This is a genomic window from Streptococcus mitis, from assembly GCF_946190115.1.
Taxonomy (GTDB): Bacteria; Bacillota; Bacilli; order Lactobacillales; family Streptococcaceae; genus Streptococcus; species Streptococcus mitis_CO.
Genome location: NZ_CAMHZG010000007.1, coordinates 29,831 through 54,918 on the forward strand (window position 1 = coordinate 29,831; position 25,088 = coordinate 54,918).

Genomic DNA, 25,088 nt, shown 5'->3' on the forward strand with positions numbered 1-25,088 from the left:
TATATGTCTGTAAATTCTATATCTTTATAAGTTTTTTGTGTAAAAGTTGGGGAAAAATGAAAAAAATTGTGAAAAGCTATTGACAAATGTGATATATTGAGTTATATTCAATATATCAACAAATGAAAGCGTAAACTTTAGTTGTCAGAAGGTAAGAATATGACACGATTTGAGATACGAGATGATTTCTATCTCGATGGAAAATCATTTAAGATTTTATCTGGCGCCATTCATTATTTTAGGGTTCCTCCAGAAGATTGGTATCATTCGCTCTATAACTTGAAGGCTCTTGGTTTTAATACAGTAGAGACTTATGTGGCTTGGAATTTACACGAGCCTCGTGAGGGTGAGTTTCACTTTGAAGGAGCTCTGGATTTGGAGCGATTTCTCCAGACAGCGCAAGATTTGGGTCTCTACGCTATCGTTCGTCCGTCACCCTTCATCTGTGCGGAATGGGAATTCGGTGGTTTACCAGCTTGGCTCTTAACCAAAGACATGAGGATTCGTTCCTCAGATTCTGCTTATATTGAAGCTGTCGGTCGCTACTATGACCAGCTCTTGTCACGATTGGTTCCACATTTGTTGGACAATGGTGGCAATATCCTCATGATGCAGGTTGAAAATGAGTATGGCTCTTATGGAGAAGATAAGGCTTATCTGAGAGCGATTCGACAGTTGATGGAAGAGCGTGGCGTAACTTGTCCCCTCTTTACATCAGATGGTCCATGGAGAGCTACTCTGAAAGCAGGAACTTTAATCGAAGATGACCTCTTTGTAACAGGAAACTTTGGTTCTAAAGCTCCGTACAACTTTTCACAGATGCAGGAATTCTTTGATGAACATGGCAAGAAATGGCCGCTCATGTGTATGGAGTTCTGGGATGGCTGGTTCAATCGTTGGAAGGAACCGATTATCACACGGGATCCGAAAGAGTTGGCAGATGCAGTTCGAGAGGTTTTGGAGCAAGGTTCCATCAATCTTTACATGTTCCACGGTGGCACAAACTTTGGTTTCATGAATGGTTGCTCAGCTCGAGGGACTTTGGACCTGCCACAAGTTACGTCTTATGATTATGATGCTCTTCTAGATGAGGAAGGAAATCCAACTGCCAAATATCTGGCAGTCAAGAAGATGATGGCAACACATTTTCCAGAGTACCCGCAGTTGGAACCACTCTACAAGGAGAGTATGGAGTTGGATGCTATTCCACTAGTTGAAAAAGTTTCCTTGTTTGAAACCTTGGATAGTCTGTCCAGTCCTGTAGAAAGTCTCTATCCTAAAAAGATGGAGGAATTGGGACAAAGTTATGGCTACCTACTTTATCGAACAGAAACAAACTGGGATGCAGAAGAAGAAAGACTTCGTATCATTGATGGTCGAGATAGGGCTCAGCTGTATGTCGATGGTCAGTGGGTTAAGACTCAATATCAGACAGAGATTGGGGAAGATATTTTTTGTCAAGGTGAAAAGAAAGCGCTATCTAGGTTAGATATCTTGGTAGAAAATATGGGGCGTGTCAACTATGGACACAAGTTCTTAGCGGATACGCAACGTAAGGGAATTCGGACAGGGGTTTGTAAGGATTTGCACTTCCTACTAAACTGGAAACACTATCCACTCCCACTAGATAATCCTGAGAAAATTGATTTTTCAAAAGGATGGACAGAAGGACAACCAGCCTTTTACGCTTATGATTTTACAATCGAAGCGCCAAAAGATACTTACCTAGACTTGTCTGAGTTTGGTAAGGGAGTTGCCTTTGTCAATGGGCAGAATCTAGGACGTTTTTGGAACGTCGGCCCAACCCTCTCTCTTTATATTCCTCATAGCTATCTCAAGGAAGGTGCCAATCGTATCATCATCTTTGAGACAGAGGGCCAATATAAAGAAGAAATTCATTTAACTCGTAAACCTACACTAAAACACATAAAGGGGGAAAATTTATGACAATTGTAGGATGCCGTATCGATGGACGTTTGATCCACGGACAAGTAGCCAATCTTTGGGCTGGAAAACTAAATGTTTCACGTATTATGGTTGTAGACGACGAAGTTGTCAACAACGACGTTGAAAAGAGTGGTTTGAAACTTGCGACACCACCAGGTGTGAAATTGAGTATTTTGCCAATTGAAAAAGCGGCAGCCAATATTCTTGCTGGTAAATACGATAGCCAACGTCTCTTTATCGTGGCTCGTAAACCAGACCGATTCCTTGGTTTGGTAGAAGCAGGTGTACCACTTGAAACCCTTAATGTTGGGAATATGTCTCAAACACCAGAAACTCGTGCTATCACACGTTCTATCAACGTAGTAGACAAGGATGTGGAAGATTTCCACAAACTGGCAGAAAAAGGTGTTAAATTAACTGCTCAAATGGTTCCAAATGATCCAATTTCAGACTTTTTGAGCTTATTAAAATAGGAAAAAATTTTTAGGAGGTCATTGTTATGATACAATGGTGGCAAATTTTACTTCTCACTTTGTACTCAGCTTATCAAATCTGTGATGAGTTGACGATCGTTTCATCTGCAGGTTCCCCTGTATTTGCTGGTTTCATTACTGGTTTAATCATGGGAGATGTGACTACTGGTTTGCTTATCGGTGGTAACTTGCAATTGTTCGTTCTTGGGGTTGGTACCTTCGGTGGTGCTTCTCGTATTGACGCAACTTCTGGTGCAGTTCTTGCGACAGCCTTCTCTGTTTCACAAGGAATTGATACAGCACTTGCGATTACAACAATCGCTGTGCCAGTAGCAACTCTCTTGACTTACTTCGACGTTCTTGGACGTATGACAACTACTTTCTTTGCTCACCGTGTGGATGCTGCAATCGAACGCTTTGACTATAAAGGTATTGAACGCAACTACCTACTTGGTGCGATTCCTTGGGCTCTATCTCGTGCCCTTCCAGTCTTCTTTGCGCTTGCCTTTGGTGGTGAATTTGTACAACACGTAGTAGATTTCGTTACAAAATACCAATGGGTTGCAGATGGTTTGACACTCGCAGGACGTATGCTTCCAGGTCTTGGATTTGCAATCTTGCTTCGTTACCTTCCAGTTAAACGTAACCTTCACTACCTTGCTATGGGATTTGGTTTGACAGCTATGTTGACTGTTCTTTACTCATATGTAACAGGTCTTGGCGGCGCTGTTGCTGGCATCGTAGGTACTCTACCTAAAGATGTTGCTGAAAAAATTGGTTTCGTGAACAACTTCAAAGGTTTGTCTATGATTGGTATCTCTATCGTAGGTATCTTCCTTGCAGTGCTTCACTTCAAAAATAGCCAAAAAGTAGCTGTAGCAGCACCTTCTACACCATCAGAAAGTGGGGAAATCGAAGATGACGAATTCTAATTACAAACTAACAAAAGAAGATTTTAATCAAATCAACAAACGTAGCTTGTTTACTTTCCAATTAGGTTGGAACTACGAACGTATGCAAGCTTCTGGTTACCTTTACATGATCTTGCCTCAATTGCGTAAAATGTATGGAGATGGAACTCCTGAATTGAAAGAAATGATGAAAGTTCATACTCAATTCTTCAATACTTCACCATTCTTCCACACCATTATCGCTGGTTTTGATCTTGCCATGGAAGAAAAAGATGGTGTAGGTTCAAAAGATGCCGTTAATGGTATCAAGACAGGTTTGATGGGACCATTCGCTCCTCTTGGAGATACAATCTTTGGTTCACTTGTACCTGCTATCATGGGATCTATCGCAGCAACTATGGCTATCGGTGGTCAACCTTGGGGTATCTTCCTTTGGATCGCAGTTGCAGTTGCTTATGACATCTTCCGTTGGAAACAGTTGGAATTTGCCTACAAAGAAGGGGTTAACCTTATCAACAACATGCAAAGTACTTTGACAGCTTTGATTGACGCTGCATCTGTACTTGGTGTCTTCATGATGGGTGCTCTTGTAGCAACAATGATTAACTTTGAAATTTCTTACAAATGGGCAATTGGTGAGAAGATGATTGACTTCCAAGACATCTTGAACTCAATCTTCCCACGTTTGCTTCCAGCAATCTTTACTGCCTTTATCTTCTGGTTGCTTGGTAAGAAAGGCATGAACTCTACAAAAGCAATCGGTATCATTATCGTACTTGCTTTGGCTCTTTCTGCCTTTGGTAAATTTGTACTTGGAATGGGTGCATAATTTATGACGAAATCATTGATTTTGGTAAGTCATGGTCGTTTCTGTGAAGAACTTAAAGGTAGCACTGAAATGATTATGGGTCCACAAGACAATATTCATGCAGTGGCACTTCTTCCAGAAGATGGTCCAGAAGAATTTACTGCAAAATTTGAAGCTGCTATTGAAGGATTGGATGATTTCATAGTCTTTGCGGATCTTCTTGGTGGAACACCATGTAACGTGGTCAGCCGTTTGATCATGGAAGGTCGTGATATTGACCTTTACGCAGGGATGAATCTTCCAATGGTGATTGAATTTATCAATGCGAGCCTTACAGGCGCAGATGCGGACTACAAGAGCCGTGCTGCAGAAAGCATTGTGAAAGTTAATGACTTGTTAGTGGGCTTCGATGATGATGAAGATGAATAATACTCTTCGAAAATCTCTTTAAACCATACTAGTTTCGCCTTGCCGTAGGTATATGTCACTGACTTCGTCAGTCCTATCTGCAACCTCAAAACAGTGTTTTGAGCAGCCTGTGGCTAGCTTCCTAGTTTGCTCTTTGATTTTCATTGAGTATACAATGTGACAACGTGAAAATCGTTAGAGCATTTTATATAGAATATACATGGGAATGGGGCTTACTCCCATTCCCATATTTGATAGAAAAAGAGGAACTCAATGCTACATTATACAAAAGAAGACTTGCTCGAATTGGGTGCAGAAATCACTACACGTGAAATCTACCAACAGCCTGATGTATGGAAAGAAGCTTTTGAATCTTATCAAGCAAAACGTGAAGAAATTGCAGCCTTCCTACAAGGGATTGCAGATAAACATAACTATATCAAGGTTATCTTGACAGGTGCTGGGACTTCTGCTTATGTGGGAGATACCTTGGTACCTTACTTTAAGGAAGTCTATGACGAACGCAAATGGAATTTCAATGCTATTGCGACCACAGATATCGTTGCCAATCCAGAAACTTATTTGAAAAAAGATGTGGTAACTGTCCTTGTATCTTTTGCTCGTAGTGGAAATTCACCTGAAAGTGTGGCAACTGTTGATTTGGCCAAAGCCTTGGTGGATGAGCTTTACCAAGTGACGATTACTTGTGCAGCGGACGGTAAGTTAGCTCTTCAAGCTCATGGAGATGACCGCAATCTTTTGCTCTTGCAACCTGCTGCTTCAAATGACGCTGGCTTTGCCATGACTTCCAGCTTTACGTCTATGATGTTGACTGCTCTCTTGGTCTTTGATCCTACAGAATTTGCTGTGAAAGCTGAACGTTTTGAAGTTGTGTCTAGTCTTGCTCGTAAAGTCCTAGACAATGTAGAAGATGTTAAAGAACTTGTTGACCTAGACTTTAACCGCGTTATCTATCTAGGCGCTGGTCCTTTCTTTGGACTTGCTCATGAAGCTCAGCTCAAGATTTTGGAACTAACTGCTGGCCAGGTGGCGACCATGTATGAAAGCCCAGTTGGCTTCCGTCACGGTCCAAAATCTCTTATCAACGAAAATACAGTTGTTTTGGTCTTTGGTACAAGGACAGACTACACTCGCAAGTACGACTTGGACTTGGTTCGTGAAGTTGCTAGTGACCAGATTGCTCGTCGTGTTGTGCTTTTGAGTGATCAAGCCTTTGGTCTTGAAAATGTCAAAGAAGTGGTCCTTGGTTGTGGCGGTGTCTTGAATGATATTTACCGTGTCTTCCCTTACATCGTTTATGCTCAACTCTTTGCCCTATTGACTTCACTCAAGGTAGAAAATAAACCTGATACACCGTCTCCTACAGGTACAGTAAACCGTGTGGTACAAGGTGTGATCATCCACGAATATCAAAAGTAAGACAGTGTTTATGAATTCTTGACAAGAGGATTTGTATATCATCAGGTAAACCATAGATTGTCAGTAGGCTTTCTATGGTTTGTTTGCTTGAGAGAAATAGTAAAAGGAGAACAGAATGAAAGCATACACAGAGCGTGTATTTGGAAATGTTGGGGGCAAGGATGTCTTGGCCTATCATTTTGAGACGGACGGTGGTTACCAGCTTGAGGTTATGACTTATGGTGCGACCATCTTGCGCTATGTCACACCTGACAAGGCTGGAAATTTTGCTAATGTTATCTTGGGATTTGATGACTTTGATAGCTATGTAGGCAATAGTCCCAAGCATGGAGCTAGTGTAGGTCCTGTGGCAGGCCGTATCGCAGGTGCGACCTTTGAGCTCAATGGCAAGGCTTATAATCTTGAAGTCAACAATGCTAGCAACTGTAACCACAGTGGTTCAACTGGTTGGGATTCGAATTTGTTTGAATTGGTTGAAGTGAGTGACCATGGTCTGACCCTCTACACAGAGCGTACAAATGAGACAGGAGGATTTCCTGGAAATCTTAAGATTTGGATCAGTTATCACTTAGAAGAAAATGGAGCTTATGAGGTTAGCTATAAAGTAACAACTGATCAAGATACCTTGGTCAACCCAACCAACCACAGCTATTTCAACTTGTCTGGTGATTTCACGCAGACAATTGACCGTCATGTCTTCCAGCTAAATACTGAAGGCATTTATCCAATCGCTCCCGACGGTGTTCCGGCCAAAACTCCAGATGCCAATCGTGACGTAGTAAAACACATCTACAATGGTGCTTTGTTGAAGGATATCTTTGCAGAGGAAGATGAGCAAATCCAACTGGTATCAGGTTTGGATCATCCATTTGCTCTTCCTGCAGGTCATGATAATGCTGGTTTCCTTTATGACCAAAACTCAGGCCGCTTCCTGCTTTTCAAGACAGAAGCTCCTTGCTTTGTAGTCTACACAGCAAACTTTGTGGATGAAAGTGTCATCATAGGAGGTCGGCCAATGGTACAGCACAATGGGATTGCCCTTGAAGCACAAGCTTTACCAGATGCCATTCACAGTGACCTCAAAGGCCAAGTCATTCTCAAAGCCGGTCAAACCTTCACTAGTAAGACACGTTATGAGCTTGTTGTGAAGTAAAGGATGAAGCTTCTACTTTTGGGGTGAATATCATTTGCCTTATAACATTAGTAGAAACGGGCAAAGAATAGGAAAATATGATATAATTTAATATTGAAAATACCTGTCCTATCTAAAGGATAAAAGGAGAAAAAATGAAGAAAATTGTATTTGCTAGCGCCTTGGCTTTGACCTTGGCTGGAGCAGTTTTGACAAATGATGTTTTTGCGAATGACAGACTGGTGGCAACACAATCTATTAATGGTAAAAATGAAAATGTATTGACCTCAGAGGTGCTAAAACCTTCTAGTGGCAACGTTTTGGTTGGAATCAAGGGAGAATTTTTAACTCCAAATAAACAATCTATTTTGGACGCGATTAATAAGATTCGTAAGGAAGCAGCTGATGAAGGTTTGGTAGATAAGTATGTCCCTATTAAATGGTCTACTGATCTTGAGAAAACTGCTTTTGTACGCGCTACTGAGGTGTCAGTAGCTTTAAAACCTGAGCGTCTTTCTACAAAAGAAATCTGGACTGCTTTTCCATCTAGTAATAGTATAAGAGGAGAAGCTTTAGATGTGAACTATGAAGGTTTTCTAAAAGCAATTGAAAACTGGCATGCTGAGAAGGCGAATTATGTAGCGAAAAAGAAGGGTGGAACCTCTAAAGAATTTACAGGTTATTATGAGGTTTTGATCAATTCTAAATTTACCTATGTGGGTCTCGCAGCCTTTAAAAACGCCGCTAGCTCTCAGCAAGTAGCGACGATTTCTTTAGCTTTAGGTGATGATGCTTCTTCAGAGGAATTGGCTGGTGGATATGGTTCTGCTATTCAGTATACAGAAGTGACTGCCTCAAACCTTTCAACCGTTAAAAGTAAAGCTACAGTTGTAGAAAAATCGTTGAAAGATTTTAGAACATCTACATCTAGTCAGTCTGGCTGGGTGAAGTCCAATGGTAAATGGTATTTTTATGAGTCTGGTGATGTGAAGACAGGCTGGGTGAAAACGGGTGGTAAATGGTACTACTTGAATGATTTAGGCGTCATGCAGACTGGATTTGTAGAAGTTGATGGAACATGGTATTTCCTTGATAGTTCAGGCGCGATGTTTACAGGCTGGGGAACAGATGGTAGCAGATGGTTCTACTTTGATGGCTCAGGAGCTATGAAGACAGGCTGGTATAAGGAAAATGGTACTTGGTATTATCTTGATCAATCAGGTGTCATGAAGACAGGTTGGTTTAAAGTAGGCAAGTACTGGTACTATGCATATGGTTCAGGAGCTTTGGCTGTGAACACAACAACACCAGATGGTTACCGTGTAAATGGTAATGGTGAATGGGTGAACTAGGCTGAAAATGTCAGGCCATAGGTAAAGTATTCATCTTACTTAGAAAAAAGAATGAACGATAAGAAAGAGGTTGATGGCGAACATTGGCCTCTTTTTGTTAGAATATAGGCTTCAAGTTGTCTGACTTGACTTTCTTGATGGAAGTTATATAGTAGTTGTAATTATTAAAGTCACAACTATAAGAAGAAATGTTTATGACCTATGAGTACAAGAGCCACACTTATTTAGCAGAGGCAGCTTTGAATGTAAAGGATTTGGTCAGTCAAACAGCCTTTTATCAGCAAGTGCTTGGTTTAAAAATCTTATCTCAAACTGAGACAGAGGTCGTTCTGGGACTTGGAGGAAAAGCCTTGGTACACTTGATTCAAGCACAAGAGAGCAGTGAAGTAAGGGAACATTATGGCCTTTACCATCTGGCTATTCTCTTGTCGACACGAAAAGCTTTGGCTGATGTCTTGAAACACCTGACAGATTTACAGATTCCTCTTGTCGGCGGTGCAGACCATGGTTACAGTGAAGCTATTTACTTGGAAGATTTGGAGGGAAATGGCATTGAACTCTATCGAGATAAGCCGGTTTCCACATGGGATATTCGAGAAGACGGTCGTATTATAGGGGTCACTGAGCCCCTTGCGGCACAGGATATCTATGATTTGGGGGACAGAGTAGAGCCTTTCATTCTTGCCGAGGGTACGAGAATGGGGCATATCCATCTGTCCGTCAAGGATAGTCGAAAGTCAAGCCAATTTTATCAAAAGGTATTAGGGCTAGAGGATAAATTCAGTGTACCTAGTGCCAGTTGGATTGCAGCTGGAGACTACCATCATCATTTGGCAGTCAACGAATGGGGAGGAAAAGGCCTAGCTCCGCGTAAGCAAGGCTTGCCAGGTTTGGCCTATTATGTTATTGAAGTCGCACATAAAGAAGAACTGTTAACGATTGCCCAGCGAGCACAGGAAGTTGATGCACCAATCAAGTGGCTGACATCGAGCCAGTTGGAAATCACAGACCCAGATGGAATTGTGACTCGTGTTCGTTTAGCAAGGTAAAACTAGGAATTTCTATCAAGTTATCAGAATGGGTAATTTGCCTTTTGAAAAGTCTTTGATAACAGAACTGCGTGAGCTAGATAGGCGATAATTTTGACAAAGGAGCTGATTAGAGATATAATGAAGAAAAATCGAGCAAGGAAAAAGAAATGACAAACTCAAAGTATATTACTCGTTTGAAACGTTCAGAGGGTCAGTTGCGTGGGATTCAAAAGATGATTGAAGAAGATCGTGACTGTGCTGATATTGTTACGCAACTAACAGCCGTGAAATCTAGTGTAGAGCGCGTGATTGAGATGATAATTACCGAAAACCTTACTGAATGCATCAACCAGCCGCTAGATGATCCTGAAGCTCAAAAGGAACGCCTAGAAAAGGCTATCCGCTACTTGGTTAGACGGAAATAAATGGATGAGAGTTGCAAAGATATCTGCTATTAGAATAGTTGAATGTGAATCAAGAGAGGCTGGAAAAAGTCTTTAAAATTAAAAAAACGCATATTATCAGGTGTTGAAAAGCTTGATAATATGCGTTTTATTGTGGGGGAATTTACTTCACTTTCTCTTGAAATTGAGTTTTTGCCCAGCTCCTTTTGATTATTCTACTTGACCTGGCCAAGCATTCATGCCACCTTCTATATTGGTAACGGAGAGGCCTTGGGAGCTGAGAAATTGGCAGGCAGAGGCAGAACGCACTCCACCTTGACAGATGACATGGTATTCATGGTCAGGTTTGAGTTCTTTGTATCCTTGTTCCAAGGTACTTAACGGAAGATTTTTGGCACCTGGTGCATGTCCTGCTTGGAATTCATGTGTTTCACGGACATCGATAAGCTCTAAATTTTCATTTTGATATTTTTCATAAAAGTCAGCCATACTGATACTAGTTTCCATATTCTACTCCTTCTGGCTTAGCCATTTTGTATAGTGAATAAGCGCCGTCAAGGTTTTGGACGGTAAATCCTGCTTGCTTGAGGATACGCTCTGTGATATAGCTGCGCAAACCACTGTGGCAGCTAACGATATAGGCTTGGTTCTTGTCCAGTTCGTCCAAGCGTTCCCGTAGTTCGTTTAGGGGGATGTGGATGGTATCGACTTTGAGTCGACCACTCTGAAATTCGCCACTTGTCCGTACATCAAGGAATTTTTTTCCCTTAGCTAGTTCGTCTTCGAGCTGGTACCATTGAACATTGTCGCTCAGGCCTTCGATAAGGTTCAAGGCTGCGTAGCCCAGCATATTGACGGGATCCTTGGCAGAGCCAAATGGTGGCGCATAGGTAAACTCTAACTCTGGTAAGTCAAAGACGGTGAGATTTCCCTTGATAGCAGTTGCTAGGATATCGATTCGTTTGTCAACACCTTTCTTCCCAACTCCTTGGGCACCATAGATTTTTCCAGTGGTTGGGTCAAAGAGGAGCTTCAAGGTCATATCAGTAGCGCCTGGATAATAACCAGCGTGGTCTTTCCCACTGACATGAAGGGCCTTGTAAGGAAGTTGATTCATGCTAAGGATACGCTCGTTGAGACCAGTCGAAGCAGCTGTCATATCAAAGGCACGAACGATAGCAGTGCCGATACTGCCCTTGTTTGTACGTTCTAGTCCTGCGATGACGTCTGCCACTTGGCGTCCCTGACGATTGGCAGGAGAAGCGAGAGAGATGAGAGCGTCTTGGCCCGTAATCTCTTGCTTGACGACGATGGCATCCCCAACTGCAAAAATATCTTTTTGACTGGTTTCGTAATGTTCATCTACAAGAATCCCACCTCTAAGTCCCAGTTCAATCCCCGCAGTTTTGGACAGTCCGTTTTCAGGTTCAACACCGACAGAAAGGATGGAGAGGTCAGAAGTGATCGTTTGAGCATTTTCTAGAACGATGATATTTCCTTGGTCTTCAAATCGAGTCGCAGACTGAGAAGTGATAACGCGAACGCCATTTTTGATCAATTCTGCTTGGATAAAGGCTGCCATTTCTTGATCCAGTGATGGTAAGACATGGGGTGCTTTCTCAACGATAGTAACTTGCAGGCCACGTTTTGCCAGATTTTCAGCCATTTCAAGCCCGATAAAGCCTGCGCCGATAACGACAGCTTCTTTTGGATAATTGTCTAAGGCTGCCATAATTTCATCGAGATCTGGAACATTGCGGAGTGTGTAGGCATTCTTAGCTTCTACCAAACCTTCAATGGTAGGAACAAATGGTTTAGCTCCTGGGGAGAGGATCAACTTGTCGTAGCTTTCTGTGAATTCCTGTCCATCGTGTCGCACAGTCACAGTGTGCTCTGCTGGCGAAATGCTGATGACTTCATGGAAAGGACGAACATCCAGCTTAAAGCGTGCTTTGAGACTTTCAGGAGTTTGGACCAATAAACTATCACGGTTTGCAATTTCTCCTGAAACATAGTAAGGAAGTCCGCAGTTTGCAAAGGAAACAAAGGGACCTTTCTCAAAAATAGTGATTTCAGCGTCTTCCATGAGACGTCTGAGGCGGGTTGCTGCTGACATACCGCCTGCAACTCCTCCGACAATGATAATTTTCATTGACTTTCTCCTTTATATATCTAGATGACCTTACCTGTCCAAGCGCTCATACCACCTCGGACATTGATGACATCATAGCCTTTTTTCTTTAGCTTTTTAGCAGCCATCTTACTACGCATACCAGAATGACAAATGACATAAAGTGTTTCTTTTGTCGCTGGTGTATAAGATCCGATTTCGGATAGAGGGACATTCTTGGAATTTTTGATATGGCCTCTACGAAATTCCATCGGCGTCCGAACATCCAGTAGCTGAATTGGTTCCTTGAGTTTGGCTTCTAACTCGCTGGTAGAAATACTGTCAATTTTTGTAAATAAGTGAAACATAGGCACCTCCAAATATACCCTTATAGGGTATATTAAACCATGAAGTCAAGCTTTTGTCAAACAAGTTGTTTTGACTTGGTGGAGATTGGTTGCGATTGTATTGTTTTTCTCCTCGGTTCCTCAACTTCCTCCTTGACACTCTGTCAGCTTTTGATACAATAGTACAAAATCAGAGGAGGTGGATTATGATTCAGAAACATGCGATTCCTATTTTAGAGTTTGATGACAATCCTCAAGCGGTCATCATGCCCAATCACGAGGGGCTGGACTTGCACTTACCAAAGAAGTGTGTCTATGCTTTTTTAGGTGAGGAGATTGACCGCTATGCGAGGGAAGTAGGGGCGGACTGTGCCGGCGAATTTGTTTCTGCCACCAAGACCTATCCAGTTTATGTCGTGAACTACAAAGGCGAAGAACTTTGTCTGGCTCAGGCTCCTGTTGGTTCAGCTCCAGCAGCCCAGCTTATGGATTGGTTGATTGGCTATGGTGTGGAGCAGATTATTTCCACTGGAACCTGTGGTGTGCTGGCTGATATAGAAGAAAATGCCTTTCTAGTCCCTGTTCGCGCTCTGCGAGATGAAGGAGCTAGTTATCACTATGTGGCCCCTTCTCGTTATATGGAAATTCAGCCAGAGGCTATTGCTGCTATTGAGCAAGTTTTGGAGGCCAGAGGGATTCCCTATGAAGAAGTCATGACCTGGACCACAGATGGTTTTTACCGAGAAACAGCTGAAAAGGTGGCTTATCGCAAGGAGGAAGGCTGTGCTGTTGTGGAGATGGAGTGTTCTGCGCTTGCGGCAGTAGCCCAACTGCGAGGGGTTCTCTGGGGTGAATTGTTGTTCACAGCTGATTCCTTAGCAGACTTGGACCAGTACGATAGTCGTGACTGGGGTTCAGAAGCTTTTGAGAAGGCCTTGGAACTCTGCCTTGAGATAACTTCTCAGATATAGCTACTCTCCCTCTTTTTATGGTACAATGGATGTATGTTATTCAAATTATTTCTTAAAAAAATTGAAAGGGCCTTGGGTGGACTTTCGCCAGCTCGTCGGATCTTTTTAAGTTTTGCTGGAGTTATTTTTATAGGCTCTCTTCTTTTGAGTTTGCCTTTTGTTCAGGCAAATGGTTCTCAGGCCACTTATTTTGACCATCTTTTTACGACGGTGTCCATGGTCTGTGTGACTGGCCTTTTTACGCAACCAGTGGCTACTACCTATAATGTCTGGGGGCAGTTGATCTGTATGCTCTTGATACAGATCGGTGGTCTGGGACTCATGACTTTTATCGGGGTCTTTTATATTCAGGGGAAGCAAAAGCTCAGTCTTCGCAGTCGTGAAACCATTCAGGAGAGCTTCAGTTACGGGGAGGCTCGGTCGCTGAAGGCCTTTATGCGCTCCATCTTTTTGACGACTTTTCTAGTGGAGGGTTTGGGTGCCTTTCTACTAAGTTTCCGTTTTATTCCTGAGTTCGGCTGGGGACGAGGCATTTTCACCTCTATCTTTTTAGCCATTTCAGCCTTTTGTAATGCTGGTTTTGATAATTTCGGCAGTAGCAGTTTAGTGGCTTTTCAGACGGATCCCTTAATCAATCTGGTTATTGCTGGCTTGATTATCACAGGTGGTCTTGGCTTTATGGTCTGGTTTGACTTGGCAACCCAGTTTGACAAGAAGAAAAAACGCCGTCTGCGTTTCCACACCAAACTAGTCCTCTTCTTGACTGCAGGGATTTTGCTGTTTGGGACAGTATCCACACTCTTTACGGAGTGGCACAATCCAGGAACCATTGGCAATCTCAGTGTGCCAGAGAAAGTGCTGGTCAGCTTTTTCCAAACCGTCAGCATGAGAACGGCCGGTTTTGCTTCTATTGACTATACTCAAGCTCGACCTGTGACCTTGTTTATCTATATCCTACAGATGTTTCTGGGTGGAGCGCCTGGAGGGACGGCTGGGGGGCTCAAGATTACGACTTTCTTTGTCTTGTTGGTCTTTGCGCGTAGTGAATTGCTGGGCTTGCCTCATGCCAATGTTGCGCAGAGAACCATTGAGGCTCGAACAGTCCAAAAATCCTTTAGTGTCTTCATTATCTTTTTGATGACCTTCTTGTTGGGCTTGATGTTGTTGGGAATTACGGCAGAAGGAACACCGCGATTTATCTACCTCATGTTTGAGACCATTTCAGCCCTTGCGACAGTTGGGGTGACGGCAAATCTGACACCAGAATTGGGCAAGCTAGCTCTTAGCATTGTCATGGTGCTCATGTTTATTGGCCGTATCGGTCCCTTGACCTTGCTGGTTAGTCTAGCTGACTACCAGCCTGATAAGAAAGATTTGATTCAGTATATGAAAGCAGATATTAGCATTGGATAAGAAAGGAAGAACGATGTCAGATCGTACGATTGGAATTTTAGGCTTGGGGATTTTTGGGAGTAGTGTCCTGACGGCCCTCGCCAAGCAAGATATGAATATTATTGCCATTGACGACCACGCCGAGCGCATCAATCAATTTGAACCTGTTTTGGCGCGTGGAGTTGTGGGCGATATTACAGATGAGGAACTCCTCAGAACTGCAGGTATTGATACCTGTGATACGGTTGTGGTCGCAACAGGGGAAAATCTGGAGTCGAGTGTGCTTGCAGTAATGCACTGTAAGAGTTTGGGTGTGCCGAGGGTTATTGCCAAGGTCAAAAGTCAGACAGCCAAGAAGGTACTGGAAAAAATCGGTGCCGACTCGGTGATCTCGCCTGAGTATGAAATGGGGCAATCCCTAGCGCAGACCATTCTCTTTCATAACAATGTTGATGTCTTTCAGCTGGACAAAAATGTGTCTATCGTGGAGATGAAAATTCCTAGTGTTTGGGCAGGTCAAAGCCTGAGCCAGCTGGATCTACGTGGCAAATACAACCTCAATGTCCTAGGATTTCGTGAGCAAGAAAATTCACCACTGGACGTCCAGTTTGGGCCTAATGATCTCTTGAAAGCAGATGCCTATATCTTGGCGGTGATTAACAACCAGTATCTAGATGACTTGGCAGAGTTAAATTCCTAAGGAGGGGAATCCCTTCTTTTTTGATGTCCAAGATAGCAAATAGAGTCAGAAACCCTTGTATTCTAGTAAAAGTCCTTCAGAAGCTGGACTTTATGGTAAAATAAAAAGAAGTGACAAGAGAGAGTAATACTCAATGAAAATCAAAGAGCAAACTAGGAAACTAGCCGCAAGCTGCTCAAAACACTGTTTTGGGGTTGCAGATAGGGCTGACGTGGTTTGAAGAGATTTTCGAAGAGTATAAGAAAAAATCAGTCCCCTAAAGGAGTAGATTATGAAGTTATTGTCTATCGCCATTCCTAGCTACAATGCCGCAGCCTATCTTCATTACTGCGTGGAGTCGCTAGTGATTGGTGGTGAGCAAGTTGAGATTTTGATTATCAATGATGGGTCTCAGGACCAGACTCAGGAAATAGCTGAGCGTTTAGCTAGCAAGTATCCTAACATTGTTAGAGCTATTTATCAGGAAAATAAGGGCCATGGTGGAGCTGTCAATCGTGGCTTGGCAGAGGCTTCTGGGCGCTATTTTAAAGTAGTTGATAGTGATGACTGGGTGGATCCTCGCGCTTACCTGAAAATTTTGGAAACCTTGCAAGAACTAGAGAGTGAGGGTCAAGAGGTAGATGCCTTTGTGACCAATTTTGTCTATGAAAAGGAAGGTCAGTCTCGTAAGAAGAGTATGAGTTACGAGTCAGTCTTGCCTGTCCAGCAGATTTTTGGCTGGGACCAGGTTGGAAATTTCTCAAAAGGCCAGTATATCATGATGCACTCGCTGATTTACCGGACAGATTTGTTGCGAGCAAGCCAGTTCCAATTGCCTGAGCATACTTTTTATGTCGATAATCTCTTTGTTTTTACCCCCCTTCAGCAGGTCAAGACCATGTACTATCTGCCTGTCGATTTCTATCGTTATTTGATTGGGCGTGAGGATCAGTCTGTCAATGAGCAGGTGATGATTAAACGTATCGACCAGCAACTCAAGGTTAATCGACTCTTGGTAGATCAGCTTGATTTGTCCCAAGTGAGTCATCCAAAAATGCGAGAATATTTGCTGAATCATATTGAAATCACGACGGTGATTTCCAGTGCCCTACTCAACCGAGCAGGCACAGCAGAGCATCTTGCCAAAAAACGGGAGCTATGGACCTATATTCAGCAGGAAAATCCAGAGGTCTTTCAGGCCATTCGCAAGACCATGCTCAGCCGTTTGACCAAACATTCAGTCTTGCCAGCTCGCAAACTTTCCAATGTCGTCTATCAAATCACCAAATCTGTTTATGGATTTAATTAATATAAGTATTTTATAAGAGGGATTTAAGAAAAATTTTAACTTTTTCTTAATCCTTTTTAATTTTAGGAGATTATACTAGAGTCATCAAATAAAGAAAAACTCTAAGGAGAATCCTATGAAATTCAATCCAAATCAAAGATATACTCGTTGGTCTATTCGCCGTCTTAGTGTCGGTGTTGCCTCAGTTGTTGTGGCAAGTGGCTTTTTTGTCCTAGTTGGTCAGCCAAGTTCTGTACGTGCCGATGTGATCAATCCAACCCCTGCTCAAGTTGTGCCAGACGCGACTTCGGTGAGTGAAAAGAGCGACTTACCAGCAGAACTTCTCAAAGAAGCAGTCGATACAGCTCTTCCTTCAGAACAGGTAGACTCAACACCTAAAGCAAGCTTGGATGCTACAAGCTCTCCAGAAAAAGTGAATGTAGCTGATAAAGACCAAGTGGTAGCGCCAAAAGAAGAAGTGCAAGCAAAACCAGAATCTAAGAAAGAAACAGAGGAAGCGGTTAAACCTGCGATAAATCCTGCGCCTACAGTTTCTGGACAAGACCGTGAAGCAAATGAAGCGCAACCAGCAACTACTCCAGCTGAAGTCCAAAAAGGCGTGGCCGACAACACTAAAGACACAGTGGATGTTCCAGCCACTTATTTGGATAAAGCCAACTTCCCAGGCCCATTCACAGCTGGTGTTAACCAAGTTATTCCTTACGAGTTCTTCGCCGGTGACGGTATGTTGACTCGCCTTATCTTGAAAGCATCCGACAAGGCTCCATGGTCAGACAATGGTTCAGCTAAAAATCCAGCTCTTCCACCAGTAGAAAAATTGGGCAAAGGTCTCTACTTCTACGAAGTAGATTTGGCAGGAACTCAAGGTAAATCAGACAAAGATTTGCTTGACCTCTTGAAACAAAACGGCACTCAAAGTTATAAAGCTACTATCAAGGTATACGGTGCCAAAGACGGCAAGGCTGATTTGAGCAATCTCGTAGCGACTAAAGATTTGAATGTCAACTTGAATGGCTTGACCACCCCAGCTGAAGTCCAAAAAGGCGTAGCTGACAATACTAAAGACACAGTGGATGTTCCAGCCTCTTACTTGGACAAAGCCAATTTCCCTGGTCCATTCACAGCCGGTGTTAACCAAGTCATTCCATACGAATTCTTCGCTGGTGATGGTATGTTGACTCGCCTTATCTTGAAGGCCTCAGATAAGGCTCCATGGTCAGACAATGGTTCGGCTAAAAATCCTGCCCTTCCACCAGTAGAAAAATTAGGCAAAGGCCTTTACTTCTATGAAGTGGACTTGGCAGGTACTCAAGGTAAATCAGACAAAGATTTGCTTGACCTCTTAAAACAAAATGGTACTCAAAGCTATAAAGCTACCATCAAAGTTTACGGTGCGAAAGATGGCAAGGCAGATTTGAGCAATCTTGTAGCGACAAAAGATTTGGATGTCAACTTGAACGGCTTGACTACCCCAGCTGAAGTGCAAAAAGGCGTGGCCGACAATACTAAAGACACAGTAGATGTTCCAGCCACTTACTTGGATAAAGCGAATTTCCCAGGTCCATTCACAGCCGGCGTCAACCAAGTTATTCCTTACGAGTTCTTCGCCGGTGACGGTATGTTAACTCGCCTTATCTTGAAAGCTTCAGATAAGGCTCCATGGTCAGACAATGGTTCGGCTAAAAATCCGGCCCTTCCACCAGTAGAGAAATTGGGCAAAGGCCTCTACTTCTACGAAGTAGATTTGGCAGGCACCCAAGGTAAATCAGATAAAGAGCTTCTTGACTTGTTGAAACAAAACGGCACTCAAAGCTATAAAGCTACTATCAAAGTATATGGTGCCAAAGACGGCAAGGCTGATTTGAGCAATCTCGTAGCGACTAAGGATTTGACAGTGAATTTGCATGGACATCAGTCTCTGATTCCGATGCAATCAGGCTTCGTCCCATCTTCTAATGGTTCAGCTATGCCGGCTCCAATGATGAATAGTCATCAAGATGCATCTAATATGAAAGCTCAAATGCCTAGTGCTAATCAAGATGAGATGAAATCTAAAATGCCATCTGCTAGTCAGGATAAGATGATGCCTAGCAAAGAGCAGGACAAAACCATGGATGCTAGCCAGCCAATGGCAACACCAAGCATGAAACAAGATCAAGCTCCAGCAGCCTCAAGCAAAGCGTCTGATGAAGGCAAGATGGCATCTACTAACAAGGTATCAAGTCCAATGATGGCTGCTCAAATGAAAGAACAAAAAGACATGCTTCCATATACTGGTGAAGCCCAAACCTCAATGGCTACTCTTGGATTCTTTGGATTAGCCTTGGCCGGCCTGCTAGGTGGACTCGGTTTGAAAGCTAAAAAAGAAGAAAATGACTAGTCTAGCTACAGACTTTCTATCTAGGATATGAAAAATCCAGATATCGTTTAGAATGTTCGTAAAGAGATTAAAATAGTGTTATACTATTGTGGTATAGCACTGTTTTTTTCAAAGGAGAGACAGATGGGAAAGACAATTTTACTCGTTGACGACGAGGTAGAAATCACAGATATTCATCAACGTTATCTAGTTCAGGCAGGATATCAGGTTTTGGTGGCCCATGATGGAGTAGAGGCCTTAGAAATCTTCAAGAGAAAACCAATTGATTTGATTATTACAGATATCATGATGCCTCGGATGGATGGTTATGATTTGATTAGTGAGGTTCAGTATCAATCTCCAGATCAGCCTTTTCTCTTTATCACGGCTAAGACCAGCGAGCAGGACAAGATTTATGGCCTGAGCTTAGGGGCAGATGACTTTATTGCCAAGCCCTTTAGCCCTCGTGAACTGGTTTTGCGTGTCCACAATATTTTGCGTCGCCTTCATCGTGGAGGTGAGACAGAGGTCGTCAGTCTCGGGGATTTATGGATGAATCATGGTAGTCATGAAGTCCAAGTCGGAGATGTGGCGCTTGATTTGACCGTCAAATCCTTCGAACTTCTATGGCTTCTAGCCAGCAATCCAGAGCGAGTTTTTTCTAAGACAGACCTCTATGAAAAGGTCTGGCAAGAAGACTATGTGGATGACACCAATACCTTGAATGTTCATATTCATGCTCTTCGACAGGAGTTGGCTAAACATGCTAGTGCAGAAACACCGACCATCAAAACCGTCTGGGGCTTGGGCTACAAAATTGAGAAAGCACGAGGTAGTTAATGAAATTAAAAAGTTATATTTTAGTGGGGTATATCATTTCAACACTCCTAACGATTATCGTGGTTTTTTGGGCCATCCAGCGAATGCTAATTGAAAAAAGTGAGATTTATTTCCTAGTGGGGATGACTCTCATGGCTAGTTTTGTCGGTGCTGGGATTAGTCTCTTTCTCCTATCGCCGGTCTTTACTTCATTGGGCAAACTCAAGGAACATGCCAAGCGGGTAGCAGACAAGGATTTTCCTTCAAATCTGGAGGTTCAAGGCCCTGTAGAATTTCAGCAATTAGGCCAAGCTTTCAATGAAATGTCCCATGATTTGCAGGCCACCTTTGATTCCTTGGAAGAAAGCGAACGAGAAAAGGGCTTGATGATTGCTCAACTTTCGCATGATATCAAGACCCCCATCACTTCAATCCAAGCGACGGTAGAAGGGATTTTGGATGGGGTTATCAAGGAAGGAGAACAAGCCCATTATCTAGCAACCATTGGACGCCAGACTGAAAGACTCAATAAACTGGTTGAGGAGTTGAATTTTTTGACTCTAAACACAGCTAGAAATCAGGTCGAAACGAGCAGCAAAGACAGCATTTTTCTGGATCAGCTTTTGATTGAGTGCATGAGTGAATTTCAGTTCTTGATTGAGCAGGAGGAACGAGATGTCCATTTGCAGGTAATCCCAGAATCTGCCCGGATTGAAGGAGATTATGCCAAACTTTCTCGTATCTTGGTGAATCTGGTCAATAATGCTTTTAAATACTCAGCTCCAGGAACCAAGCTGGAAGTGGTGGCTAAGCTGGAGAAGAACCAGCTTTCAATCAGTGTGACTGATGAGGGACAGGGCATTGCTCCAGAGGATTTGGAGAATATTTTCAAACGCCTTTATCGTGTAGAAACTTCTCGTAACATGAAAACGGGTGGTCATGGCTTAGGACTTGCGATTGCGCGTGAATTGGCCCATCAATTAGGTGGGGAAATCACAGTCAGCAGCCAGTACGGCCTAGGAAGCACCTTTACCCTCGTTCTAAACCTTTCTGGCAGTGAAAATAAAGCTTAAAACCCCTTTACAAATCTAGCCATTCATGGTAGAATGGATTTTGTGCGAAATATCAGCAGGAAAGCATGAAGCTCGTCAACAGGTGTCTTATGATAAGTAACCTTGGCTGTTTAGGCGAAGGGCATCTGCACGAATCAGGGCTTTCTAAGTGACTATTTCCACCGAAATATTATTTATATCAGGAGGACATTCACATGTCACGTTATACAGGACCATCTTGGAAACAAGCTCGTCGCCTTGGCCTTTCACTTACAGGTACAGGTAAAGAATTGGCACGTCGTAACTACGTACCAGGACAACACGGGCCAAACAACCGTTCTAAATTGTCAGAATACGGTTTGCAATTGGCTGAAAAACAAAAACTTCGTTTCACTTACGGTGTAGGTGAAAAACAATTCCGTAACTTGTTCGTACAAGCTACAAAAATCAAAGGCGGAATCCTAGGTTTCAACTTCATGCTTCTTTTGGAACGTCGTTTGGATAACGTTGTTTACCGTCTTGGTCTTGCGACTACTCGTCGTCAAGCTCGTCAATTCGTAAACCACGGTCACATCCTTGTTGACGGAAAACGCGTTGATATCCCATCATACCGCGTAACTCCAGGTCAAGTGATCTCAGTTCGTGAAAAATCATTGAAAGTTCCAGCAATCCTTGAAGCAGTAGAAGCTACTCTTGGACGTCCAGCATTCGTATCATTCGACGCTGAAAAATTGGAAGGTTCATTGACTCGCTTGCCAGAACGCGACGAAATCAACCCAGAAATCAACGAAGCACTTGTCGTTGAATTCTACAACAAGATGTTGTAATATTTTATTGAATCAGATAGGCTTTAGAGCCTTGATATTGAGCACTTTGGGGCGCTTTCCCTTAGTGCTTTTTTTGTTTTTACTACCAGCTATAAGTATCTATACGCAACTAGACCTGTATAGTTTAAAGTGATATAATAGTCTAAAAGGAGGTGCTACTATGAATGTTTTAGAAAAAAACACACAGGTAAACTTTAAGACTAACAGAGACTTGTTAGAGAAGGCTAAAGCTATTATCACAGCGCAAAATCTTGATATGACAGCTAGTTTTAACTTGTTTTTAGAACACATTGTAGAAAATAAAGCTTTGCCATTTGAAACTCAAGTAGATAAAGAAAGAGAAGAACTTCTATCAGGGTTGCGTGCTGAAATTGCCCGTAGCTTTGACGATTTAGAACATGGAAGAACTTACAGCCTTGATGAAGTGAGGGCTAACCTTGGAATTTAACGAGAACGTATATAGCCTTATTATCTCCGAAACGGTACAAGAACAGCTAAGAGGTATTAAAGATTATATCTCAGCTAACTACTTTTCAGAACAGGCAGGAGCAAACACAGTTAAGAATATTCTTTATGGTTTGAAGCGGCTTGAAGTTTTTCCAGAAGCAGGATTTGATGCTGATGAAAGAGTAGGAGTTATTATATACCCACCCCACAAAACTCGATGCATCATTTTAGGCGATTACCTAGCCTTCTATCATATTTTAGAGAACAGAAAAGCTGTCTTTATATCAGATATTATTCATAGCAAACAGGACTACATCCGCTTGTTTAAGAAAAAATAGCGCCTTAGGAAGGCGTTTTTGTTTGGGAATTACGTGATATTGATGATATAATATTTTGGCCCCCTCACTTTAAGGAAGGGAGGTGTTACATATGTTAGAAACTTTACTCACAGTGTTTCTAGCTCCGTTACTTATTAACGTGTTATCTGAGCTTTTCAAGTTATGGCTTAAGAAACGTAAAAAGTAATGTTAAACCCTTTTAGAGGGTAGCAAAAAACCCCATCGGTGGCACGGTGGGGCTTTTTTAGTTACATATGCTGTAACTTTACTCACATTGTAAGTTCATTCTAACACAACCCTTTCGATATTTCAAGCTTTTGTTGTTTTTTGGTATTTATAAGCGATATTGATGATATAAATCTGGTATGATATAATATTTTAGCCCCCTCACTTTAAGGAAGGGAGGTGTTATATATGCTAGAGTTATTTTCCCTTTTTCTAGCTCCGTTACTTGTTAACGTACTATCTGAGCTTTTCAAGCTATGGATAAAGAGACGTAGCAAGTAGCATTTAACCCTTTTAGAGGGTAGCAAAAAACCCCATCGGTGGCACGGTGGGGCTTTTTAGTTATATATGCTAGAAGCATTATTTTCCCTTTATGCCTTCATTCTAACACAACCCCTCCGATTTTTCAAGCTTTTGTTTTGATATTCCTCAGAGTGTGTTTGTGGTTTGAGTCCATTTTATTGAAATTAGAACCCGTGTTACCAATTTACATTTTGCACATCATGTATAATATAGGTAAACAATGATGACATTGGTTAAGTAGAGTCCTAAAATTACCTGATTCAAATCAGTTTTACAAAAAAGATTGTAGGATAAGTAAAGTTTGAATTGAAATATAAGGTAGTTGACAAAAAGAAAAAAACGCTTGAATTGAACTGCACCCCAAAAGTTAGACAGAAAAAATCTAACTTTTGGGGTATTTTTATTATGAAATTGACTTATGATGATAAAGTTCAGATCTATGAACTTAGAAAACAAGGATATAGCTTAGAGAAGCTTTCAAATAAATTTGGGATAAACAATTCTAATATTAGGTACATGATTAAATTGATTGATCGTTACGGAATAGAGTTCGTCAAAAAAGGAAAAAATCGTTACTATTCTCCTGATTTAAAGCAAGAAATGATTAATAAAGTCATACATGAAGGCTGGACTAAAGATAGAGTTTCTCTTGAATACGGGCTCCCAAGTCGTACGATACTTCTTAACTGGCTAGCACAATACAAGAAAAACGGGTATACTATTGTTGAGAAAACAAGAGGGAGAGTACCTAAAATGGGACGTAAGCCACAAACGAGACCTGAAGAGAGGACAGAATTAGAACGTCTTCAAGCAGAAAATGAGTACCTGAGAGCGGAGAATGCTATCCTAAAAAAGTTAAGAGAACTCCGATTGAAGGAGGAAAAAGAGAAAGAAGAAAGACAGAAATTGTTCAAGAATTAATGACTGAGTTTTCGTTAGATATTCTTCTAAAAGCCATTAAACTAGCTCGTTCGACCTACTACTATCACTTGAAACAGCTAGATAAACCAGATAAGGACCAAGAGCTTAAAGCTGAAATTCAATCCATCTTTATCGAACACAAGGGAAATTATGGTTATCGTCGGATTTATTTCGAACTAAGAAATCGTGGTTATCTGGTAAATCATAAAAGAGTTCAACGCTTGATGAAAGTACTCAATTTACAAGCCAAAATGCGACAGAAACGAAAATATTCTTCTCATAAAGGAGATGTTGGCAAAAAGGCAGAGAATCTCATTCAACGTCAATTTGAAGGCTCTAAAACAATGGAAAAGTGCTACACAGATGTGACAGAATTTGCCATTCCAGCAAGTACTCAAAAGCTTTACTTATCACCAGTTTTAGATGGCTTTAATAGCGAAATTATCGCCTATAATCTTTCAACTTCACCCAACTTAGAACAAGTAAAAACGATGTTGGAACAGGCCTTCACAGAGAAATACTACGAGAATACGATTCTCCATAGTGACCAAGGCTGGCAATATCAACACGATTCTTATCATCAGTTTCTAGAGAGTAAGGGAATTCAAGCATCCATGTCACGTAAAGGTAACAGCCCAGACAATGGTATGATGGAGTCCTTCTTTGGGATTCTGAAATCAGAGATGTTTTATGGTTATGAGAAGTCATTTCAGTCGCTTAAGCAATTGGAACAAGCTATTGTAGACTATATTGATTACTACAACAATAAACGAATTAAGGTAAAACTAAAAGGACTTAGCCCTGTGCAATACAGAACTAAATCCTTCGGATAAATTAATTGTCTAACTTTTTGGGGTCAGTACAAATCAGCGTTTTTCTTCTGTATTAATTCGTATTGAATGCTTATTTAACTTCTGTGAAGAAGATGTAGTCTTAGAGAAATATCATGAGATTTAGAAACCTTTATTTGACAGGTTTTTCATTTGGAGAAAATAAATGATGGATAGAGAAATGTGACTTTGTGGGAGTTTAATCAGTCAAAAATCAGTTATGTTTTAGGAGTTAGGTTAGGTTTGTATAAAC

24 protein-coding genes are annotated in these 25,088 nt (G+C 41.9%); 21 read left to right on the top strand and 3 right to left on the bottom strand.

Features of this window, described 5'->3' with window-relative positions; translation table 11 throughout:
• Positions 1-159: 159 nt before the first annotated feature.
• The 10 genes from N8L90_RS05145 (at position 160) to N8L90_RS05190 (ending at position 9,927) form a co-directional block, all read left to right on the top strand.
• Positions 160-1,947, top strand: a complete 1,788-nt coding sequence (locus tag N8L90_RS05145; RefSeq protein WP_261024479.1) for a glycoside hydrolase family 35 protein — start codon at positions 160-162, stop codon at positions 1,945-1,947.
• Positions 1,944-2,420 (top strand): PTS sugar transporter subunit IIB, encoded by a 477-nt coding sequence (locus tag N8L90_RS05150; protein ID WP_000156970.1) that lies wholly within the window; start codon positions 1,944-1,946, stop codon positions 2,418-2,420. Before N8L90_RS05145 ends, N8L90_RS05150 begins: the two co-directional genes overlap by 4 nt.
• 26 nt (positions 2,421-2,446) lie before the next feature.
• Positions 2,447-3,352 (top strand): PTS mannose/fructose/sorbose/N-acetylgalactosamine transporter subunit IIC, encoded by a 906-nt coding sequence (locus N8L90_RS05155; protein WP_000617019.1) that lies wholly within the window; start codon positions 2,447-2,449, stop codon positions 3,350-3,352.
• Positions 3,339-4,160, top strand: a complete 822-nt coding sequence (locus N8L90_RS05160; protein ID WP_261024481.1) for a PTS system mannose/fructose/sorbose family transporter subunit IID — start codon at positions 3,339-3,341, stop codon at positions 4,158-4,160. The genes N8L90_RS05155 and N8L90_RS05160 overlap by 14 nt, the downstream gene beginning before the upstream one ends.
• A gap of 3 nt (positions 4,161-4,163) precedes the next feature.
• Positions 4,164-4,568, top strand: a complete 405-nt coding sequence (locus N8L90_RS05165) for a PTS sugar transporter subunit IIA (protein ID WP_261024482.1) — start codon at positions 4,164-4,166, stop codon at positions 4,566-4,568.
• Positions 4,569-4,820: 252 nt separating this feature from the next.
• Complete coding sequence (locus N8L90_RS05170; protein WP_261024484.1) at positions 4,821-5,987, top strand: SIS domain-containing protein; 1,167 nt, start codon at positions 4,821-4,823, stop codon at positions 5,985-5,987.
• 115 nt (positions 5,988-6,102) lie between these two features.
• Positions 6,103-7,140, top strand: a complete 1,038-nt coding sequence (locus N8L90_RS05175; protein ID WP_261024485.1) for an aldose epimerase family protein — start codon at positions 6,103-6,105, stop codon at positions 7,138-7,140.
• Positions 7,141-7,274: 134 nt separating this feature from the next.
• The gene (locus tag N8L90_RS05180) at positions 7,275-8,471 is read left to right on the top strand and encodes a CAP domain-containing protein (protein WP_261024486.1); all 1,197 of its coding nucleotides are present in this window, start codon (positions 7,275-7,277) and stop codon (positions 8,469-8,471) included.
• Between the two features lie 194 nt (positions 8,472-8,665).
• Positions 8,666-9,520: a VOC family protein gene (locus N8L90_RS05185; RefSeq protein ID WP_261024487.1), complete on the top strand. Its 855-nt coding sequence runs from the start codon at positions 8,666-8,668 to the stop codon at positions 9,518-9,520.
• Between the two features lie 149 nt (positions 9,521-9,669).
• Complete coding sequence (locus N8L90_RS05190) at positions 9,670-9,927, top strand: metal-sensitive transcriptional regulator (RefSeq protein ID WP_261024488.1); 258 nt, start codon at positions 9,670-9,672, stop codon at positions 9,925-9,927.
• Positions 9,928-10,116: 189 nt separating this feature from the next.
• Here the strand turns inward: N8L90_RS05190 and N8L90_RS05195 are convergent, their stop codons facing one another.
• From N8L90_RS05195 to N8L90_RS05205, 3 genes are read right to left on the bottom strand one after another with little or no spacing between them, the layout of a single operon-like run.
• Positions 10,117-10,413: a rhodanese-like domain-containing protein gene (locus tag N8L90_RS05195; protein WP_261024489.1), complete on the bottom strand. Its 297-nt coding sequence runs from the start codon at positions 10,411-10,413 to the stop codon at positions 10,117-10,119.
• Entirely contained in the window at positions 10,403-12,058 is a 1,656-nt protein-coding gene (locus tag N8L90_RS05200) for an FAD-dependent oxidoreductase (RefSeq protein WP_261024490.1), read from the bottom strand. The genes N8L90_RS05195 and N8L90_RS05200 overlap by 11 nt, the downstream gene beginning before the upstream one ends.
• A 20-nt stretch (positions 12,059-12,078) precedes the next feature.
• Positions 12,079-12,384: a rhodanese-like domain-containing protein gene (locus N8L90_RS05205; protein WP_261024491.1), complete on the bottom strand. Its 306-nt coding sequence runs from the start codon at positions 12,382-12,384 to the stop codon at positions 12,079-12,081.
• Between the two features lie 185 nt (positions 12,385-12,569).
• On the opposite strand from N8L90_RS05205, the gene N8L90_RS05210 reads away from it, so the two are divergent.
• The 11 genes from N8L90_RS05210 (at position 12,570) to N8L90_RS05260 (ending at position 24,838) form a co-directional block, all read left to right on the top strand.
• Complete coding sequence (locus tag N8L90_RS05210) at positions 12,570-13,334, top strand: nucleoside phosphorylase (RefSeq protein ID WP_049487699.1); 765 nt, start codon at positions 12,570-12,572, stop codon at positions 13,332-13,334.
• A 33-nt stretch (positions 13,335-13,367) separates the two neighbouring features.
• Complete coding sequence (locus N8L90_RS05215) at positions 13,368-14,747, top strand: TrkH family potassium uptake protein (RefSeq protein ID WP_125454801.1); 1,380 nt, start codon at positions 13,368-13,370, stop codon at positions 14,745-14,747.
• Between the two features lie 13 nt (positions 14,748-14,760).
• Entirely contained in the window at positions 14,761-15,426 is a 666-nt protein-coding gene (locus tag N8L90_RS05220; RefSeq protein ID WP_001283909.1) for a potassium channel family protein, read from the top strand.
• 271 nt (positions 15,427-15,697) lie between these two features.
• Entirely contained in the window at positions 15,698-16,714 is a 1,017-nt protein-coding gene (locus N8L90_RS05225) for a glycosyltransferase family 2 protein (protein ID WP_000771883.1), read from the top strand.
• A gap of 115 nt (positions 16,715-16,829) precedes the next feature.
• Positions 16,830-19,094 carry an SSURE domain-containing protein gene (locus N8L90_RS05230; protein WP_261024493.1) on the top strand — a complete coding sequence of 755 codons (2,265 nt, stop codon included), beginning with the start codon at positions 16,830-16,832 and terminating at the stop codon, positions 19,092-19,094.
• Positions 19,095-19,217: 123 nt separating this feature from the next.
• Complete coding sequence (locus tag N8L90_RS05235; RefSeq protein ID WP_261024494.1) at positions 19,218-19,913, top strand: response regulator transcription factor; 696 nt, start codon at positions 19,218-19,220, stop codon at positions 19,911-19,913.
• A complete protein-coding gene (locus tag N8L90_RS05240) occupies positions 19,913-20,965 on the top strand; it encodes a sensor histidine kinase (RefSeq protein WP_261024495.1) in 1,053 nt (350 codons plus the stop codon). The genes N8L90_RS05235 and N8L90_RS05240 overlap by 1 nt, the downstream gene beginning before the upstream one ends.
• A 194-nt stretch (positions 20,966-21,159) precedes the next feature.
• Positions 21,160-21,771, top strand: coding sequence for a 30S ribosomal protein S4 (gene rpsD, locus N8L90_RS05245; protein WP_000092756.1), 612 nt, complete (start codon positions 21,160-21,162; stop codon positions 21,769-21,771).
• Positions 21,772-21,931: 160 nt separating this feature from the next.
• On the top strand, positions 21,932-22,219 hold the full coding sequence (gene relB / locus N8L90_RS05250) for a type II toxin-antitoxin system RelB/ParD family antitoxin (protein WP_001101478.1): 288 nt from the start codon (positions 21,932-21,934) through the stop codon (positions 22,217-22,219).
• Positions 22,209-22,556, top strand: coding sequence for a type II toxin-antitoxin system RelE/ParE family toxin (locus N8L90_RS05255; protein ID WP_261024496.1), 348 nt, complete (start codon positions 22,209-22,211; stop codon positions 22,554-22,556). The genes relB and N8L90_RS05255 overlap by 11 nt, the downstream gene beginning before the upstream one ends.
• 933 nt (positions 22,557-23,489) lie before the next feature.
• A protein-coding gene (locus tag N8L90_RS05260) for an IS3 family transposase (RefSeq protein WP_261024497.1) occupies positions 23,490-24,838 on the top strand; the annotation gives its coding sequence in 2 pieces (ribosomal slippage) (positions 23,490-23,931 and positions 23,931-24,838; 1,350 coding nt in all).
• Positions 24,839-25,088 lie beyond the last annotated feature (250 nt).